23 protein-coding genes and 1 pseudogene are annotated in these 18145 nt (G+C 44.7%); 1 reads left to right on the top strand and 23 read right to left on the bottom strand.

What is annotated here, in order from left to right; all coding sequences use genetic code 11:
* Positions 1-199 precede the first annotated feature (199 nt).
* The 13 genes and pseudogenes from ABXS75_06020 to ABXS75_05960 form a co-directional block, all read right to left on the bottom strand.
* Positions 200-769: a hypothetical protein gene (locus ABXS75_06020; protein XCP86355.1), complete on the bottom strand. Its 570-nt coding sequence runs from the start codon at positions 767-769 to the stop codon at positions 200-202.
* Positions 766-1242 (bottom strand): RNA polymerase sigma factor, encoded by a 477-nt coding sequence (locus tag ABXS75_06015; protein ID XCP86354.1) that lies wholly within the window; start codon positions 1240-1242, stop codon positions 766-768. Before ABXS75_06015 ends, ABXS75_06020 begins: the two co-directional genes overlap by 4 nt.
* A gap of 136 nt (positions 1243-1378) precedes the next feature.
* A complete protein-coding gene (locus ABXS75_06010) occupies positions 1379-2065 on the bottom strand; it encodes a GTP pyrophosphokinase family protein (protein ID XCP86353.1) in 687 nt (228 codons plus the stop codon).
* Positions 2066-2280: 215 nt separating this feature from the next.
* Positions 2281-2688: a type II toxin-antitoxin system HicB family antitoxin gene (locus tag ABXS75_06005; protein XCP86352.1), complete on the bottom strand. Its 408-nt coding sequence runs from the start codon at positions 2686-2688 to the stop codon at positions 2281-2283.
* Between the two features lie 133 nt (positions 2689-2821).
* Positions 2822-3337 (bottom strand): isochorismatase family cysteine hydrolase, encoded by a 516-nt coding sequence (locus tag ABXS75_06000; GenBank protein ID XCP86351.1) that lies wholly within the window; start codon positions 3335-3337, stop codon positions 2822-2824.
* A gap of 85 nt (positions 3338-3422) precedes the next feature.
* Positions 3423-3983: a GrpB family protein gene (locus ABXS75_05995; GenBank protein ID XCP86350.1), complete on the bottom strand. Its 561-nt coding sequence runs from the start codon at positions 3981-3983 to the stop codon at positions 3423-3425.
* Between the two features lie 25 nt (positions 3984-4008).
* Positions 4009-4521, bottom strand: a complete 513-nt coding sequence (locus tag ABXS75_05990; protein ID XCP86349.1) for a hypothetical protein — start codon at positions 4519-4521, stop codon at positions 4009-4011.
* A 32-nt stretch (positions 4522-4553) separates the two neighbouring features.
* Positions 4554-4802: pseudogene (locus ABXS75_05985) on the bottom strand (tyrosine-type recombinase/integrase).
* Positions 4803-5146: 344 nt separating this feature from the next.
* A complete protein-coding gene (locus ABXS75_05980) occupies positions 5147-5386 on the bottom strand; it encodes a hypothetical protein (GenBank protein ID XCP86348.1) in 240 nt (79 codons plus the stop codon).
* Between the two features lie 74 nt (positions 5387-5460).
* Positions 5461-5667: a DUF4177 domain-containing protein gene (locus ABXS75_05975; protein ID XCP86347.1), complete on the bottom strand. Its 207-nt coding sequence runs from the start codon at positions 5665-5667 to the stop codon at positions 5461-5463.
* A 193-nt stretch (positions 5668-5860) separates the two neighbouring features.
* Positions 5861-6280 carry a hypothetical protein gene (locus ABXS75_05970; GenBank protein XCP86346.1) on the bottom strand — a complete coding sequence of 140 codons (420 nt, stop codon included), beginning with the start codon at positions 6278-6280 and terminating at the stop codon, positions 5861-5863.
* 114 nt (positions 6281-6394) lie between these two features.
* Positions 6395-6802, bottom strand: coding sequence for a hypothetical protein (locus ABXS75_05965; GenBank protein ID XCP86345.1), 408 nt, complete (start codon positions 6800-6802; stop codon positions 6395-6397).
* Between the two features lie 110 nt (positions 6803-6912).
* Positions 6913-7659, bottom strand: a complete 747-nt coding sequence (locus ABXS75_05960) for a glucosaminidase domain-containing protein (GenBank protein ID XCP87093.1) — start codon at positions 7657-7659, stop codon at positions 6913-6915.
* A 375-nt stretch (positions 7660-8034) separates the two neighbouring features.
* Between ABXS75_05960 and ABXS75_05955 the strand changes: the two genes are divergently transcribed.
* Positions 8035-8298 carry a hypothetical protein gene (locus ABXS75_05955; GenBank protein XCP86344.1) on the top strand — a complete coding sequence of 88 codons (264 nt, stop codon included), beginning with the start codon at positions 8035-8037 and terminating at the stop codon, positions 8296-8298.
* A gap of 192 nt (positions 8299-8490) precedes the next feature.
* On the opposite strand, the gene ABXS75_05950 is transcribed toward ABXS75_05955, so the two are convergent.
* The 10 genes from ABXS75_05950 to ABXS75_05905 form a co-directional block, all read right to left on the bottom strand.
* Positions 8491-9888: an ABC transporter permease gene (locus ABXS75_05950; protein XCP86343.1), complete on the bottom strand. Its 1398-nt coding sequence runs from the start codon at positions 9886-9888 to the stop codon at positions 8491-8493.
* The gene (locus ABXS75_05945) at positions 9845-11455 is read right to left on the bottom strand and encodes a hypothetical protein (protein XCP86342.1); all 1611 of its coding nucleotides are present in this window, start codon (positions 11453-11455) and stop codon (positions 9845-9847) included. Before ABXS75_05945 ends, ABXS75_05950 begins: the two co-directional genes overlap by 44 nt.
* The gene (locus ABXS75_05940; protein ID XCP86341.1) at positions 11442-12161 is read right to left on the bottom strand and encodes an ABC transporter ATP-binding protein; all 720 of its coding nucleotides are present in this window, start codon (positions 12159-12161) and stop codon (positions 11442-11444) included. Before ABXS75_05940 ends, ABXS75_05945 begins: the two co-directional genes overlap by 14 nt.
* Before the next feature lie 335 nt (positions 12162-12496).
* Entirely contained in the window at positions 12497-13111 is a 615-nt protein-coding gene (locus tag ABXS75_05935; GenBank protein ID XCP86340.1) for a cytidylate kinase-like family protein, read from the bottom strand.
* Positions 13112-13300: 189 nt separating this feature from the next.
* Entirely contained in the window at positions 13301-14941 is a 1641-nt protein-coding gene (locus ABXS75_05930; protein XCP86339.1) for a Na/Pi cotransporter family protein, read from the bottom strand.
* Positions 14942-15105: 164 nt separating this feature from the next.
* The gene (locus ABXS75_05925) at positions 15106-15645 is read right to left on the bottom strand and encodes an 8-oxo-dGTP diphosphatase (protein ID XCP86338.1); all 540 of its coding nucleotides are present in this window, start codon (positions 15643-15645) and stop codon (positions 15106-15108) included.
* 174 nt (positions 15646-15819) lie between these two features.
* Entirely contained in the window at positions 15820-16176 is a 357-nt protein-coding gene (locus ABXS75_05920) for a SpoVA/SpoVAEb family sporulation membrane protein (GenBank protein XCP86337.1), read from the bottom strand.
* Between the two features lie 144 nt (positions 16177-16320).
* Positions 16321-17334, bottom strand: coding sequence for a stage V sporulation protein AD (locus ABXS75_05915; protein XCP86336.1), 1014 nt, complete (start codon positions 17332-17334; stop codon positions 16321-16323).
* Between the two features lie 23 nt (positions 17335-17357).
* Complete coding sequence (locus tag ABXS75_05910) at positions 17358-17567, bottom strand: hypothetical protein (GenBank protein ID XCP86335.1); 210 nt, start codon at positions 17565-17567, stop codon at positions 17358-17360.
* 31 nt (positions 17568-17598) lie between these two features.
* Entirely contained in the window at positions 17599-18108 is a 510-nt protein-coding gene (locus ABXS75_05905; protein XCP86334.1) for a SpoVA/SpoVAEb family sporulation membrane protein, read from the bottom strand.
* Between the last annotated feature and the right edge of the window lie 37 nt (positions 18109-18145).

Raw genomic sequence — 18145 nt, 5'->3', positions numbered from 1 at the left:
GTAATTCCTTCCCCGCGCTCCCTTGCTGGCGCTTCAAGTCGGAAGAGAATCCTAATGAAATTGTAAGGATTTACTTTTTTGTAAAGTTTCTTTTCAGCCTTGACCGGCATGTGATTGAAACTGTAGAGATTTATCGTTTTTTGAATTTTCTGCCTGAGTTTGTTCTTTGCTGTAAGCATTGTTTTGTTGCAATTTAGGGCTATTCGGCTTCGGAGATATTGACGGAGTGGGATTCTACCGTGCCTGTTATTTCGTATTTGTAAGTCTTTCCCTCCTGCTCAAAAGTGCCTTCGCATTTTTGGTCTTTGATGTCTTCGGTGATGTCGATAGAAATGTCTGTATTTACTACGAAATATACTTTTCCATCTTTTTCTATAACTTCTGGAGAGTCGAACTGCATATTTTCGGGTATGTCTGCTTCTTCGCCGTCGTATCGTACTACTGCGCTTGCATCTTCGTCCTCGATTTTTCCTTCAAAATACTTGTTTCCATCTTCATCGGTTTTCTCTTCAAGGTCTACGTTTTTTTGTTCGCCGTTAATTGTGATCAAAGCATGGATCCAGGTGCTCCCTGTGGCGGCGTATGCGACCAGGTTGCTGGAAAGCAAAAGGACTGCTGCCGCTGCGGCGACGGCATAACGCATTTTGATGACTTTTTTCTTGATTTCTTCTTTTTTCATAGTTTTCACCTTTCCCAACAGTTCCTCAGAAGCATGTATTTCGTTAAAGGTTCGCTGATAATATTCTTTATTTTCTATTTCGTTTTTCATAGCCACGCCTCCTTGAGTTGTTGTTTTAATTTTTTACGTGCCCGCATCAGACGGGTCTGAATAGTGGTTTCCGATATGTGGAGGATTTCTGCGATTTCTTTTACGCTGTATTCTTCATAATAGTACAGATGTACCACTTCCTTATAGCGGGGCGGCAGTTTCTGTACAGCGTAGTACAGTTCGCTGTTCTCGGGGATTTCAAATTCCGGCTCTTTTGACAGTTCTTCCAGAGAAGATACTCGTTTTTTCCAGAATGACCGCCACATTGAATTGGCTTCGTTTACCGCTACGCGGATCAGCCATTTCCGAATATGGACATCGTCTGTAAATGCGACATTGCTGTTCAGCAGTTTTAAGAATGTGTTCTGGACTACGTCCTCGGCATCATATGGATTTTTGCAGCAGTTTAGTGCTGTTCTGTAAACGATATCCAGATATTGACAGACGATCCGCCCATATTCTCTGTCCTCCACAATATCCCTCCTATTCTGTTTGGTAAAAGGCCTTTCAATATATGAACGCATCTGGGCTTGAAAATATCACAAAAAATGTTTTATATGCTTTACAATATAGAAAAAGCACCCTTCGGTGCTTTTTCCAAATTCGGTATTACTGTTCTTTCAACATAGGATCGGGTACAGACAGGGGCTGTGCTTCTACTGGCTGCTTGAGACAGGCCAGGATTGCCTCGTTGAGGGATAGCATTTTCTCGTCCAGGGCGGATACCATCTCGGCGCATTCGCGGAGTTCTTTGCTGATATAGTCCGGAGCCGGGCCTTCGAATTTGTAATAGATCTTGTGTTCCAGGCTGGCCCAGAAATCCATTGCGATGGTACGGATCTGAATCTCTACCTTGGTGTCAACTACGCTGTCTGTCAGAAAAATGGGGACGGAAACCAACATATGATAGCTTTTATATCCACTTTCTTTTGGGTTCTTGATATAGTCTTTAATGGCCAGAACCTTCAGGTCGCTTTGGTTTCCTATCATCTCGGCGAGGCGGTAGATATCGGAGGTGAAGGAGCAGATTAGTCTGACTCCGGCTATGTCGTTGACATAGCGTACCATGTTCTCTATGGTACTTTCCCTGCCCTGCCGTTTTAATTTTTTAACGATGCTTTCCGGGCTTTTTACCCGGGTTTTTATATGTTCTATCGGATTATAACTGTGTACATGCTGGAATTCATCGTTCAGAATCTCCAGTTTGGTTCCTATCTCTTTCAGCGCTGAATTATAAAGGAACATGACGGTCTTCCAACTATCTACATCGTCATAATACTTCATTGCTGACTGCATGTGTTTCTCTCCTTTTCTTTATTCTGCATTTAGTATAACATTGAACGAGAGAAAAAGCTATAAAGCGCGAGGGTTCTTTATAGTATTTTAATATTCATATGCAATTTTGCTCGAGTGGCAGATACGCACAAATATCACCGGGATGAACGTCCACTGGACGTTCACTTAGGTATGCCTGACAATAAGAAAAGGTATCCTAAAGAATACCTTTCTCCTTATTGTCTATTTTTTGCTGCCAAAGATAACAATGCCTCCTGCAACACTTGTGAAAAATTAATTTTCTGTTTTTCCGCGAATGTATTGAGCCACGCTGGAATAGTTACATTTTTTCTCACCGCTTTTTCTCCATACTTCTCCGCGTAAGCCTCCATATCCAACAACACCATATTAACCTGTCCGTGTTCTCTGGGAACTACATTTTCATACTTTGACGGTACGGGGGCCAGATTCCCCTCTTCCAATTCATCAAGTACCCAACCGCTTGCCGCATCCGTTGCCATTTCAAATGCCTCTTCTAAGTTTTTTCCTTCCGTAACACAGCCGGGCAAATCCGGGAATTCAACCACATACCCTCCACTGCCATCAGAAAACGGATAAAAAACCGCAGGGTATATTAATTTCATGATGTTTTCCTCCTTAAACTTACATAAAACATTTCTTAGATTATACATTTATATTATCAGAACTTCTATATTCGTTACCTGTCTCGCCATACTGCACCTCTGATTTTCATTAATAAAAGCAAAACTGCTTCCTCTAACGCACAATATCAATCTGGCACATCTGCATGGTCGTAAGCGCTGCCTCATGACTTTCCGGCGTTACCCCGGCGCAGCAGGAAGCATCTACACTGATGTTTGCCTCCGGAAGTGCCGCTTTTAAAAGCAGTGCATTGGACACCACGCAGATATCCGTGCACAGACCCACAAGCTCGATATCCGTATATTCCCTGCGAGAAGCAAAATGCGCAAGGACCGTGCTGCCAAAGGTAGGTTTGTCCAGCACCTTTGTTACATAAGGTTTCAGCACGCCGATGATCTCCCAACCGTGCGTGCCCTCCACACAATGTACCACGGGCAGTTTTCTGCCTTCCTGCGTGCTCAGATAATTCTCCTGATGTGTATCCCGGGTAAATATAATGTCCGTCTCCTCTTCCCGGGCGTCCTTGATCTTATCTACTACATTCGCCACAATTTCCTGTGCTTCCTTTGTGCCCAGACTGCCGTCTACGAAATCGTTCTGCATATCTACGACTACCAATAATTTTTTCATGCCTTTTTTCTCCTTCTTATCTTTATTGTTCATTGATTATCACCTTTCATACAAAACCCAAACTTTTGTGATAGCATGAGCCCTTCTAATACCTATTCCCATACAAAGCCCTCGCCTTTTCTGTGTACTTTTGAATGAATTCAGTTTTAGCATTTGTATATCCATCTCTGTTATGCTCATATTTTTTCCATAATTTCAATTTCATTTTCTCGTATTCACTTGCAACATCGGGATGTTCAATAAGATAATCTCTAAAATACAATTCATTGTTATCTCCGGTGTATTTTAAATGCAAATGAAATACCCTCTCAGCAAATCCATTTTCTGTATAACCCTTGTTGAAAGAAACACCTTTTGTATTTTGGGCCATACAAATATAGCCACTATTTACAATCAAATCCTTATAATTCGATAACTTGGATTCCTTTGGTACTTCCACAAGAATATCAATAATCGGTTTTGCCCAAATAGAACCAATTGCTGTACTCCCTATATGACTTATTCTTGCACCTTGCGGTATTACCTTTTTCAAAAATATTTCTTCCTCTGAATACCATTCTTTCCAGCAAGGCTGGTATTCTGTCAAAAAGATAGGAAACAGTTGCCATAACTCTTTTAAACTCATTTCTGATAGTTTCTTATCCATTGAACACCTCATAAAATCCCGTCCTTTACGCGTTTCTTCTTCTATGCCATTCCTTCCAAAAAGCAATATAACCATCGCGATCAAGCTTATCTTCAGGCAGTTTTTTAGGAGTGCATGACTTGTAAAACATCTCAATTTTATCTGCAAACCGGAAAACCTCATTCTTGTAATCATCAAGTGAAATGCGCTCTCTTGTGCCATCATCTAATTCCAATATGATAGTGTTCCCATCATGCAGTACTGTCCAGTCAATTCCATTCGGACATCCGCAAATTATAACATTATCTAACGAATCATCAGGATAAGGATATATACTAAATCCACAGCAAGGCAACATTTGATTATCGGTATCAATGATATGATCTTCTGTCAATGTCTTAAGCAAATATAGCGCTGTTGCGCTGATTGTTGCATCATATTCAAGTTTGTGCGTTCCAATATAAGCAATCGCATGACCGTGCAAGCATAAATCCTCCGGATCATCTTTGCTTCCGTCAATCCATTCAAAATCTGTCGCATCAATCGAAAAAAATCCCATGCCATACCCTCCATTAAATTCCAAAAACTGAATCAAACAATATACTTCTGATGAGAAGTTTTGACATTTGTTTGATTTACAATAGCGTACTGCATTGTCGTATCAATCTGTGAATGCCCAAGAATTTTCTGCACCTGTTCTATAGGCATTCCTTTATCAATAGCTCTGGTTGCCATTGTTCTTCTGAATTTATACGGGTGAATTCTGCTTAAGTTAAGTTTCCGTCCTAATTCACGCATACGGATTTCAACACCACTGATTTTCAGCCGAGTATACGGCGCTCCAATTCCATCTTCCAGTTTTGGTTTTTATTCATCGTTTTCCTCCTTTCAGCCAAAATATTTCTGCATTAAACTATCAAATAGAAGTTGCGCCTTATCCAACGCTACCTGCACTGCAACTACAAATTGTTTTAATTTATTTGTTTCCTATAAACTCATGAAGGCCCGCCGTGTATATCGTTCATCATCTGATAAAATTCACATCCATACTTTTCATATAATCCGGTATGGTTTGCCGATATAAAAATATCATGTACTTTCTCATCTTTGGTCAGGTTCTCAATTTCTTGTAACAATTTCCCCACATAGCAATGGCTTCTATCATTTGGAAAGGTATACACAAATCAAAATGAGTTCATCTCCTCGATACGTTCTCCGCAATACTGGCAAAACTCCCCCTCGTTTCGGCCTAATTGTCTTCCACAATGAGGGCATTTGTTAAAAACAAAATGTGGAATAAGGCAGGAAAATGCCACAATAACCCCCACTATAAACATAGGTTCATAAAAATACGCCAGCAACATCATAATAGCTCCAACAATTAAAAGCATATCCCTTAATTTTCGTGCTTTTTTAACTGTCATTTTAACGAACACCTCCGCAAAGACCGATTCACATTTCCTTTTTATTTCAATTCTTAGGAAATGAGAATTATCGATTATTCTTCCATCTGAAATATGAGCGACATTGTTTCAATATCGCCGGTACCTCTTGTTTCAATTGGAATATAGCCTTCAAAAGACCAACCATTTTCAATACGTTCTTTTATGATTTCCTCAGCATCAACAAAAGAATACTTTGTTCCTTTACCCAAACCATATCCACACAATTCTGACTTAATTCTTACAAATTCCACCTTTGTCATTCGGTTCACCTCTTAAAAATTTAAGTTGCAGTGTAATCCAGTATCGCTGAATAATCCCGCACTCACTTAACCCAACTTCATTTTTTACTTCATTTTCTAATTTGATGCCATTTTTCACGATGATTCGCAAATTATCATTCTATTAAGCCGGAAGTTATCTCCCTACATTTCCTTAATGAACTATCAAATTCATTTAAATATTTGTAAGATTACGAGCTTTTTCAATGCCCACCAATGAATGAATCTTCCTGAAATCAGTAAGACTTAATCCAACAAGCCTCTTATTATTGCTCATATTCCATAGTTCACTTGCTTTTTGATTGTAGAAATAACTAATGTACTCAATTTCATATAGCTCCGATAAAGCTGACAAATCTGAAACCGATTTATTCTCCCAAAATGTTATTGCTTGAAATTGCTTACCATAAGTTTTTACAAAATAATCAAACGTATCTTGCTTTAGACCAGAAATAACGATAGATTTAGCATCTGGGAAATCACTAATAGTATCAATTTGTTCAATAGAAATTGTTCCGCCATCAACTTCTTTTTGGACTAAATTAATATCATATAATTCAAAATCAGGTAAATCAAAATTATCAATCGTTATCATAATAATCACCTCATAAACTATACAGTCTATCCTTTGAGATTTTTCAGCGCACACTGACGAATAGCGCAAAGACTATCGCAGTATACAGTTTTAATCCCGGCGACACGTCTTCCTCTAATTCTCCTCTCCGAAAAAGTTGTCAAAGGAAAAATTCCGGTAAAACTCCTTGAAGTTATACTGTTCCTTTGTTCTGTCCAGCACAGCAAAATCAATTCTACGGAATAAGCCTTTCTCATGCATACCCATGATTCTGGTATAGACCAGCTTCTGATATTCCGACTCACTGAGTCCTTCTTTCCCACGGCGCACCATAGGCGCTGCACAGGTAAGCGCGGCAACAACCACCGTATCCTCGAGCAATTTGCCGTTCTCATCGCGGATAATCTCAGGAAGCAATACGTGTACCGCCTCCATTTCTTTTTCCGACAACTTAAGCTTTACCGTTTTTCCGTTCACGCTATAACTGCCTTTCCTCATAATCTGCAAGGTTTCCTGCAGCATCGCAATATTATCCTCACGCATAAAACACTCCTTCCATTTTACATAGGGTACCTTGATATTATGATGTTACTATATAATTTTGTTATTTTAAAGCTAATTTAACCATTTTCAAGAAAATCCTGCGCCAAAGCTCACCTCCGCATATCCCGTATCATCTCCACGATATCATATCCATAATTCTCCCCTGTCGCCCAGCCGCACCCTTTCGGATTTTCTTTCTGTCCGAGCCATTCTACATAAGGGGCGCTGCCCTTCGCCACATACTGGTAACGATCGTCCACGCATTCTCCTTCCAGCGCCGTATCTGTGGCATACGCCTTGAGATGCTGGATCTGCGCGCGGACTCCGGTTCGCACATCCGGATAACTGTTTCCCGGCACGCCGCCTCCGGTGGTGCCAAGCCCGGCAAAATTATACTGCTCAATTTTTGCATCTCCTCCATATTGCAGCCAGCCGGTTTCTTTCATCGTCTGTGCAAACGCAACCTCAGGCCGAACGCCTTCCTTTACCGCTTCCTCATAATAAATCTGACAAAATGTTTCTATGTCCGCAGCGCCGCCCTGGCCTAGAATCTCTGCCGGATAAGCTTCGCCACTTTCTTTAAAATAATCGACCATCTGCTGCCTGGTAATACTGCTTGCCCCCATGATTGGGTACTGCCCGGGAACAATAGAGGCCTCCACCGCTTCAATTTCCTTTTTCTGTTCTTCAGTCAGAGCCATTTCTTCTGTACTTTCCGTGTCCGCCTTCCTTTCCTCCCCACCTGCACTGCCCCTTCTCTTTTTCCCGGACACTTCCTGATCCGCCTTGCGCTCCTGTTCCTGTTCCTCACCAAGGAGCATAGCAAAAAAGCTGGCTTTTGTCCCGTTTTTTTCCATTCGTTTGTACACTAAAAGCCCGGCAAATACTGTAAGAACCAAAATGGCTCCCAAAAGCACTATCTTCCTTCGATTCAATTGTATTATCCTACTTATTTCTTCTTGTAACATGTCCCGCATTTCCTTATTTTTCTATTATTCTATTTCTATTCATCATATTCTGAAATTTTTCCAGCAAATATGCATCTTTCCTAAATCCTTCATGGGAATTATTTATTGAAGTCTTACGTATCTGCAAGTCCCCTTGCATAATCTAAGTACCATTCTTCATGGAAACCTTTCATTAAAATCTTACTACATTTTTTGCATATTTACATCTCATTTATCGAATGTTATACTTGATTTACGAATTTGAAATACAAGGAGATTATTTTCATGTTTCGACTGTGGGCAAAAGAATTTAAGGACAATCGCATGCTTCGGGATACTACCATTTGTGATGACAGTGATGATACGCGTACTCACAAGATTTTCCACGCTCTTGACGAGGTATGTTATCAGTTTGATTTAAGTAAACCGATTTGGTTAGAAAATACGATTCATGAGTTCAAACGGCATTCCAAGGCGCGGTTCTACCAGGACAATTTTGTGGATTCCATCGAGTTTGATTATCTGGAGATTCAGGTGATCGAAGAGTAGAAAAGATGCGATAAAGTTTTATAAAAATCATTTTAAAATCGATTCAATCATGACAACAAAAAATCTCAGACGAGCAACCGCTGAGATTTTTTGTTATTATTTCACTTTATAAATCGACTATAGTTATTCTATAGTTTTCACCAGTTGTCCACCAACCTATTCTTATGAATATAGTTATATATGAACTGCATTCTACGAATTCCTGATCGCTTCCAGCGCACTCAGCTTCATCGCCCGTACCGCCGGGAAATATCCTGCCACCATTCCGACCAGCACGGCAAATCCCATGGAAACCGCCACCAGCCAGAGCGGAATATACGAGATTCCCTGGCTAAGCCCCATGGACTCTCCGGCATTTCCCGCAACAATATTGATCACTGTCGAGATCCCATAGCTCAGCACGTTACCAATCACGCCTCCCATGAAACCGATAAAACCAGCCTCCAATAGGAACAGCTGCTTGATATTCTTCAAACTGCAGCCTAATACTTTAAATACGCCGATTTCTTTTGTACGTTCATAAATGGACATCATCATCGTATTGGCGATTCCGATTGCCGCAACGAACAGGGACACTGCACCGATGCCGCCGAGAACTGCCTGCACCATGGCAAACTGTTTCTGCATGGCTTCCATGTATTCCACATTACTCTCCACGTTATATCCCATAGAGCGGATCTGTTCGGACACTTCTTCCACATGGTCCAAATCGTCTACTTTGACCTTTGCCGAAGAATATGCAAAGAAATTAAAGGGTTTTCCGGTTTTGGTAGACGGCTGTCCGGGCATAACTCTTCCGGTAAATTCTTTTTTCAATATAGTTTTCAACACGTTGATATCACAATAACCGCTGTAGAACCACGGATTGTAAGAATTCATATCCCCTTCTACCACACCACTGGCCTTAACAACCCGCTTCTTGGCAATCCGTTTTGCACCGCCGCTGCCATCACCGGAATCGCCCATTCCATTATTGTAACGGACATTATCGTAGGATTCCGTATCAAGCACCAGAAACATGGAATCATTTTCCAGATCAATATCCGGCAATTCACCACTATCCCAGTAGCCTTTTCCGGTCTTTTCCTCATAGAATTGCGTGATAATTCCGTTTCCGTATACCAGCTCCAGCTGATTTGTGTTCTCCTCAGGAAACTTTCCGCCTTCCTTTAGGGTAATCTTCTGGGCTTCCATTGCCTCTCTGGTAGTCCCTACCAAATCTAAATAGCAGAAATATTTCCCTTTCAGGAGGTAGGCGCTCATCTGATAGACGGGAGCACTTAAGGTAACATGGTCAACGGCCGCAAACTCTTTGATCGAGTCATCTGTAATATATTTGGTGGACTGTTCCTCATCATCTGAGTAATAATATCCTCCACCTCCCGCCATCTGTCCTGTGACCGTAAGCATGGTAAGGCCGCCGGACTGCTCCAGATCTGCATACATGGATTCCTGCATACCCAGTCCCAGAGAGATCATAACGACGATTGACGCCGTACCGATGATAACGCCAAGCACCGTCAGAAACGTTCTTAGTTTTCGTCTCCTAAGGTTCCCGAGGCTCATCCTCAGTAAGTCTGTCAAATTCATCGACTAATCCTTCCTCCTCTTCCATCAATCTGCGTTTTTTCTTCTTGTTATAAATGATAATACCTGCCACGACCGCCGCGATGATCAGCACTGCTGCCACGATCGGGATAATGGGAAGCCCCGGTGCTTCCTCCTCCATCGGTATAGCCTCCATCGGCATATCCTCCGTCGCCGCCATCACTTCTAACTGGAATTCTTCCTCGGAGGTCGTCACATTTCCGGATTCGTCCTCATAGCTAAGCGTCATCTTCATCGGCACCATTCCACCGGATTCTTCCTCGCCGAGCAGCATACCGTCGATACTGGCCGTTGCTCCGGATTCGATATTGCCGAGAAACACCTCTTCAGCTTTAATTCCTTGTCCCTCAAATTTAGCTTTCACATTGTACAGCTTTACACGTCCCAGATTGTAGAGCTGGCACATAATATTTGCCTCTTCACCCACAGAAATGGACTGCGGACTGATCTCAAACTCGCTGAACTCATATCTTACTTCCTGTTTTACAGGTATCGAAACCGCAGAAGTGCTCTCGAATTGCCCGCCCTGGCCGTCTTCGTATTTCATAGAAAGGTCTACACTATATGGCTTCTGCGCCAAATCTGCCTTGGCATTCAGTTCGATGGAAATATCCTGTGTGCCGCCCGCCTTGATCTTCTCCAGGTAAATGGAACTGGAACCGGACGACGGAAGGAATGCCGGAGAAGCCGTCTCATCGGTTCCCTCAGTCGGTGAACTTAAATCAAAAAGCATATTGGAAACTGTTGTTTTCTTTGATGTATTCTTCAGGTGAATAATCAGTTTGAAATTCGTTCCTGCCTTTACTTCCCCCGGTTCTGTGGAGAATCCGGTCACGATCACTCTCGGAACAGCGGTAGAGCTATCTCCACCTCCAGTTGAAACAGGATCTGCATTCATCACGCCGCCGGCATCTACGCCTCCCAGTGAATCTGCCCCGATCTGATCTTGCCCGTCAGTATTTTGATTGTTATTCTGAGAGTCCTGATTATTATTCTGGTTCGGTGTATTCTGTTCATTTTTGCCACTATCTTTAGGCTTTGCCACCGTTTTTACGTAAATACCATAGTCACCAGTCAGTTTCATGCCATCGTTTTCTTCCGTCTCCGCACTGCACGTAAAAACCAGCTTATAGTATTTGCTGCAAACATTTTCTCTTGCGGTGAGTGCAAATTCAATGGTTTTTTCTTCCCCTTTGGCAAGTTTTTCAATGGTGTATGTATAATCCTTATTCGCAATCTCAAATGGCCACACATCAATATCTTCGCTGACAGGTGGCGCAACTTTGATATTTTTCAGCTCTGCCTCACCCGTATTCTTTACGATCAATTTGATGCTTTTCGACTCGGAATGTTTATAGCTGATTATATCCTTTGTCGCCGCCTGCACGCTCATTCGCACTGTTTTCTGTTCTCCTTCAGACTGGGAAGGGTCTGCTTCCACCACCTTTGGAGCATTCTCCCCCTCCGCATTTGTCGGTAACGCCGGAACGCATGTCAGCACCATCGCCAGACATACCATCATCGCTCCAAATTGTTTAATCCTCCTCATGTTCTCCTACTTCCTTTCCCGGATTCTCCTCAATCCGCACAATTTCTCCGTCTATTATATGGAACACCCGGTCCGCGTACGTGGCCAGATGATTATCATGGGTAACCATTACCAGTGTTTTTTTCTGCTTTCTTACCACATCCTGCATCAGATGCATTACTTCCTCCGAGGTGTGGGAATCCAGATTCCCGGTCGGTTCGTCCGCAAAAATGATTTTTGGCTCCACTACCAGCGCCCTTGCCACCCCGACTCTCTGCTGCTGTCCGCCGGACATCTGATTTGGAAGATGCTTCTTATGCTTTTTCAGATTCACCAGATCCAGCATCTTCTCCGCTTTTTTCAGCCGTACCGCCTTCTTTTCTCCCCGGAAGCTCAGCGGAAGCGCCACATTCTCCAAGGCATTCAGCGTACTGATCAAATGAAAGGACTGGAAAATAAACCCGACGTTCTCACGGCGAAACTTTACCAATTCATCTTCTTTTTTGTTTTCTATGTGCTCTCCTCCAATGAGGATCTCACCTTTTGTGGGTTTCTCCAGGCCGGCAAGCATATTCAGAAGTGTGGACTTGCCGGAACCGGATGTGCCGACAATGGCACAGAATTCGCCCTGGTGGATATCAAAGCTGACTCCGTTAAGGGCCCGGACGATGCTGTCGCCTACGCGGTAGAATTTATATAAATTACGTACTTCAATTACATTTTCCATTGAGGACCTCCTCTCATTCGCACTTTGGTATTATTGTATCATATTAGAGGCGGGAAAATGTTGGTAAAGGATTAAGATTGTTTAAGAATTCTTTAAGATTTTGGCGGAAGGGACGCCCCCGCGCGCTACACTAGTTATGCAGGACACGCTCTCGCTCGGAAAAAAACGCAGCGGTACGTACGATGCCAGGGCGCCGCAAAAGCGGCTGCTGCCATCTAGTGCCGGCGTTTTTTACGGTCCTGCATAACTAGTGTAGCGCGCGGGGCTGGCTCTTCCTGGAGAGCCATTTTTTGGGGTTGTGTGGGGAACGGTCTTCACAAAAGCATCTAAATATTTTACCGCCTTGCACGGTACATGGCGGTTAGTACGTCTACGGCGTCTTCCATTGGTAACAGGCTTACGTTGAACAGCATTTGGTGGGACTCGATGCTGCCCCAGGTGCTGCCGGTGTGGGCTTCGTAGTAGTATTTTCTTTCTTTGTCTACATTTTTAATTTTTTCCCACGCCTGTTCTTCGTTCAGGTTGTAGATTTTCTGGATTCTTTCGATTCTGTCCCGGATTTCTGCGTAAATGAAAGCGTTGATGCAGGGGAATTCCTGTAGTATGTAGTCTGCGCATCTTCCTATGATGATACAGGGACCCCGGCGTGCGAGTCCCCGAATCAGTTCGGACTGTACCTGAAACATGCGGTCACTTAGGGGTTCTTCTTTCATGGCGCTTACGTAATTGACATAGTCGCCGGCCCCCTTCATCCCTGATAACAGGTGGCCCAGAAGGGACTCGTCCATTTTCTCAGCTTCTGCTGTCTCTACTTTCAGCTCTTTCGCCGCCATCTGAATCAGGTTGCGGTCGTAAAGTGGAATATCCAGTCTGTCTGACAGGCGCTTCCCCACTTCATGCCCGCCACTCCCAAACTGTCTGCCGATTGTGATAATCGTATGTTTCTTCATAATAGACCGCCTCCTGTCATGTTAAAAATTCTGAAAATATTTACATTTATTATATTATAGTCGTTCTATTTTGTAAACTTAAACTGTGTAAAGTCTATGGAATTTTCCATAAATTTAAAAGAACCGGACCTCCCCCCTATAAGCGGATATCCAGTTCTCCTATTCCTGATTTTTTAACGCCAAGTCCTCTTATCTTCCCTGCTCCAATACTTCCTCCGCAATATTTCTCGCATGGTCGGAAATACGTTCCATGTATACAAGTGTATCCAGGAACACGATTCCGGCTTCCGTATTGCACTGATTATTGGTAAGGCGCGCAATGTGCTGTGAACGGAGGGAAATCTCCAGTCCGTCAGCCTCTGTTTCTTTTTCCACGGTCTTAAGTGCACTTTCATGATCGTTGGATTCAAATGCTTCCAGTGCATACAGATAGCTGCCGCTGCACACTTCCATCATATGTCTTAAATGCTCCTCGCCAATTTCGGAAAATACGATTTTCCGGTCGATCATGCTTTCTGCAAATTCGGAAATATTTTCGCAGTAATCACTGATACGTTCCATATCGGAAACCACCTGAAGCATTCTTGAAACGGACTCATGCTCACGCTGACTGATCTGCAAGGCGGAAAGCTTGATCGCATATTCGGTGATACCTGCACTTAAGCGGTCCACCTTCTCTTCGTCTTCCTTCAAAGCCTGTATCTCTTCTTCTTTTTGTGAGAACAGCACTCTCTGCGCTGTATCCAAAGATCTTGCCACGATATGGCCCATACGCACAATCTCGGAAATCAGGGACTGCAGGGCGATACCCGGCGTCTCCAGCATACGTTCGTCGAGAAGGATCGCTCCCTCGTCCTGTGTCTCGTCTTCTACCCGTCCAATAATCTTGGCCAGCTTGATAATAAGTCCGGACGCCGGGAAAAGAAGCAGCGTCGTAACGATGTTGAATACCGTATGCACCATACTGATCTGTGTCTGATTGATGCTTGCATGTTCCCATGCCGGATCCGACACGGTAAGGTACGCAATGGCAATCACACTAAAGATCACCGTTCCGATAATATTAAAGAGAAGATGCATAAGTGCCGCCGTCTTTGCATTCTTCTTTGCACCCATACTGGAGAGAATGGCCGTCACACAGGTTCCGATATTCTGGCCCATGATGATATAAATCGCCGCCCCAAAAGGCACCAGTCCCGCAGCGGCAAGACTCTGCAGGATTCCGACCGACGCGGAAGAACTCTGAATGATCGCCGTGACCACCGCTCCGGCAAGAATCCCCAGAATCGGATTATGTCCCAGTTTCACAAAAATACTGCAAAATGCTTCAGAGTCCTTAAGCGGCGCCACCGCAGAAGACATGGTCGTGATTCCGACGAACAAAAGACCGAATCCCACGATAATACTGGAAATGTCCTTTGTTGAACGTCGTTTACCGGTCAGCATGATGATCACACCGAGCATGATCGCAATCGGCGCAAGGGTCGCCGGGCTTAAAAATTTGGCCCATTCCACACTGGAGACCAGCCAGCCGGTGATAGTCGTACCCACGTTAGCGCCCATGATCACGCCCATCGCCTGCTGCAGATTCATGATGCCTGCATTTACGAATCCGACCACCATGACGGTCGTCGCCGATGAGCTTTGGATCACCGCGGTGATAAATGCTCCCAGAAGCACGCCCAGAAATTTATTCTTTGTCAGCGCCTCAAGCAGCGTTTTCATCTTATTGCCGGCGGCATGCTCCAGCCCCTGTGCCATGATCTGCATTCCATAAATAAACATTCCCAGACCGCCTACAAAAGGAATTATAATATTCAAATATTCCATAAATTTCTTCTCCTCATATGTATTCTCTCATTGCGATATGTGTTACCGACCTTATTTCAAGTGTGCCCGACTGCTCATATGAACCTCCATCGGACATTTACCGGGATAAAGGTCTACCAGAACTCAGGTATGCTTGGCAATCGAGATAAAGCTCCGCCAGACCTTCACTTAAGTATGCCTGGCAACTCAGATGTGCCCGGCTGCTCTGCCGGCACGATCTGTCTGCCGTCCAGCGCCGCGTAGATGAGCTCGTCCCCCTCATAACTCAGTTTCAGGGAGAAGAACGGCGCATTCTCCCGAATCAGCCGGAAAAAGATCTTGTCGCCTTCCCAGATATTGAGAGATTCAATCTCTGATTTTTTCACCCATTCCAGCGTACCTTCCGAACATTCCCTGATCTCGCCCTCATAACCGTCTGCAGTGTACAGGAAAATATACTCCAGATCCCACGCTTCTTCCTTCTTCTCATGCGCCGCCGGGCAGCAGGAAAAGGTCAGAACACCACGCATCTGAAAGGAGGTAAGACGAAGCCCCGTCTCTTCTGCCGCCTCGCGAAGAAGACATTCCTCCGGGCTTTCGTCCGGCTCGAACTTTCCTCCTATCCCAATCCATTTGTCCTTATTGACATCTTTTTCCTTTTTGACTCTATGGAGCATCAGGTAGGAATCTTCATTTTCAATATAACATAATGTTGTCAAAATCATTGTGCTTTCCTCTTCATGAAAAATACAGGCGCTACCCGGGGATTCCTTCCGTTCCCTCTGATAGCATTGTCTTTCTTGCCATTCATGCTTTACTGTTCCCTGATCACCAGGCTCGGAAACACCTAGCCAAGTGCTCATATTATAGCATTCCTCATCTGTTTGCACAATGATTTTTTATTTCTTCATCTTCGGCTCGAACACCAGCGAAGCGAGATATCCGAATATCAGGGCCGCGCTGATTCCCACCGCACTTGCCTTAAAACCGCCCATAAAGATTCCGAGGAACCCTTCTTTATCTACCGCTTCCTTGACTCCTTTCCAAAGGGTATTGCCGAATCCCAGAAGCGGTACACTGATTCCGGCCCCGGCAAATTCCTGGATAGGTTTGAAAATATTGACAAACCCCAGCACACACCCGGTCACTACCAGCAGCACCATCACCCTTCCCGGCATCATTTTTGTCCGATCCAGAAGAATCTGCACTAACGCGCACACAAGTCCTCCTACCCAAAATGCATTGATATAATCCATCTTTCTCCTCCTCGCATCTATCTGTCATTTAAGATGTTCCCCTTTATTTCCGTGAGCAGTGGGCCAAGCAGCCATGTCTGCATGGCTATTTGACTTACAACTGGTCATTTGCACCTCTGTCTTTTTATCCGTGCCCTGCTCTTATCAATTACAATGCTCCAGTACAATGGCATGCGCGATGCCGGGGACGCTTTCGCCTTCGTTGTAACTCACGGTCGACATCAAAGCTCCGGTGGGCACGAACAGGATCCGTTTCCACTCGCCGGAAATCAGTTTTGGCAGAATATGTGCCGACAGGGTGGACGCCGCGCACCCACAGCCGCTTCCCCCGGCATTCGTGTTCTGCGTTTTCTGGTCGAAGATCATCATACCGCAGTCCATATGATTTTCTTTGATATCCTTCCCTCTCTTCCGCACGAGGTCGAATAGGATCGACTGCCCCACATACCCCAGATCTCCCGTGATGATCCGGTCATAATCGCTTTCCTTCCGCCCGAAATCTTCCAGATTCTGAAGAATCGTGTCGCACGCCGCCGGCGCCATGCACGCCCCCATATTCTGCGAGTCCTTAAGCCCATAGTCTACGATTTTCCCGATCGTCACCCCACTGATGCGGACGGCACTTTTCTGATTTCCCACCAGAAATGCACCGCTTCCCGTCACCGTCCAGCTCGAAGACGCGGGTCTTTGATTGGCGTATCCCAGCGGAAAACGGAATTCTTTTTCGGCACTTGCAAAATGGCTGGAAGTGACCGCCAGTATCCGGTCCCCATAGCCTGCCGCCACCGTCATCGCCGCTAATGCAAGCGCCTCGCCTGAGGTAGAACAGGCTCCGAACAGACCGAACATCGGGATCTGCAGTTCTTCCACACCCATGGAAGTCGCGATTCCCTGGCGAAGCAGGTCTCCGCCGAACAGATACCTTACATTTTCCGCGTGTTCTCCGGCTTTCTTGAGAGCCAGCATGCAGGCCAGCTTCTGCATCGTACCCTCTGCCGCCTCCCAGGTATCTTCTCCGAACAGATCGTCGTCCGACGCGATATCGAATTTATTTCCCAGTGGTCCCTCGCTCTCTTTTTTTCCCACCACCGAGCCGCTGCTCATAAGATACGGGCACTCCCCAAACGAAATACTTTGTGTTCCTTTTGTCAGATTCATACTGCCACCTCCGGTTTCATTTGCTAATCCTCCTCCCGAAATGCCTGTCCGAGCTGCTCTACCAGGCGCTGCATTTCTTCCTTGGAGTCGACCTGCCCGGCCTTTGTAAGCCACCCGCTTCGCTCTTCTTCCGTCATCTCGCCATAATGCTTCATCGCCGACTCATTCATCGCCAGGCCAAGTCCAAATCCAATAGGTACGTCTTTTGCCTCTTTTTCATGATCTATACTCATTTTTTTCCTCCTGCACAGGTGCTCTATTATGCTATGGAATGATTCCTATGCTCTTTCCGATCCAATAGACCAGTCCCAAAAGCCAGCTTGTAAAAATTCCATACAAAATGACCGGCCCCGCTATGGTAAATATTTTGCACCCGATTCCAAATACATGTCCTTCTTTTTTATACTCTATAGCCGGAGCCGCCACCGAATTGGCAAATCCCGTGATCGGCACCAGCGCTCCGGCCCCGCCCCAGTCGGCAATCTTTGGGTAAATACCGATTCCTGTCAGCAAAACGCTCAAAAGAACCAGGATCATCGAGCACCAGCCACCGCTGGTATCCTTATCAAGCCCTAATTTATCACAATAATTCAGAATGCCCTGCCCGATTGTACAGATGATTCCGCCTGTGATAAATGCTTTGATCATATCCGGCCCCAATTTGCGGACCGGTGTTTTTTCTTTTACATAGGCCTCATACGCCTGCTGCTGTCTCTGTTTCTTCTCCCCGGACGTTTCCTTTTCCGCGCCCGGCGAAATATTTGTCTTCGCCATATTTTTGTCCCGCCTTATCTGTTTTTTACACCACAAG

This window comes from Roseburia hominis (assembly GCA_040702975.1).
Classification (GTDB): Bacteria; Bacillota; Clostridia; order Lachnospirales; family Lachnospiraceae; genus Allocoprococcus; species Allocoprococcus hominis_A.
The sequence above is the reverse complement of the archived record's forward strand: the minus strand, read 5'-3'. Positions and strand labels throughout refer to the sequence as shown.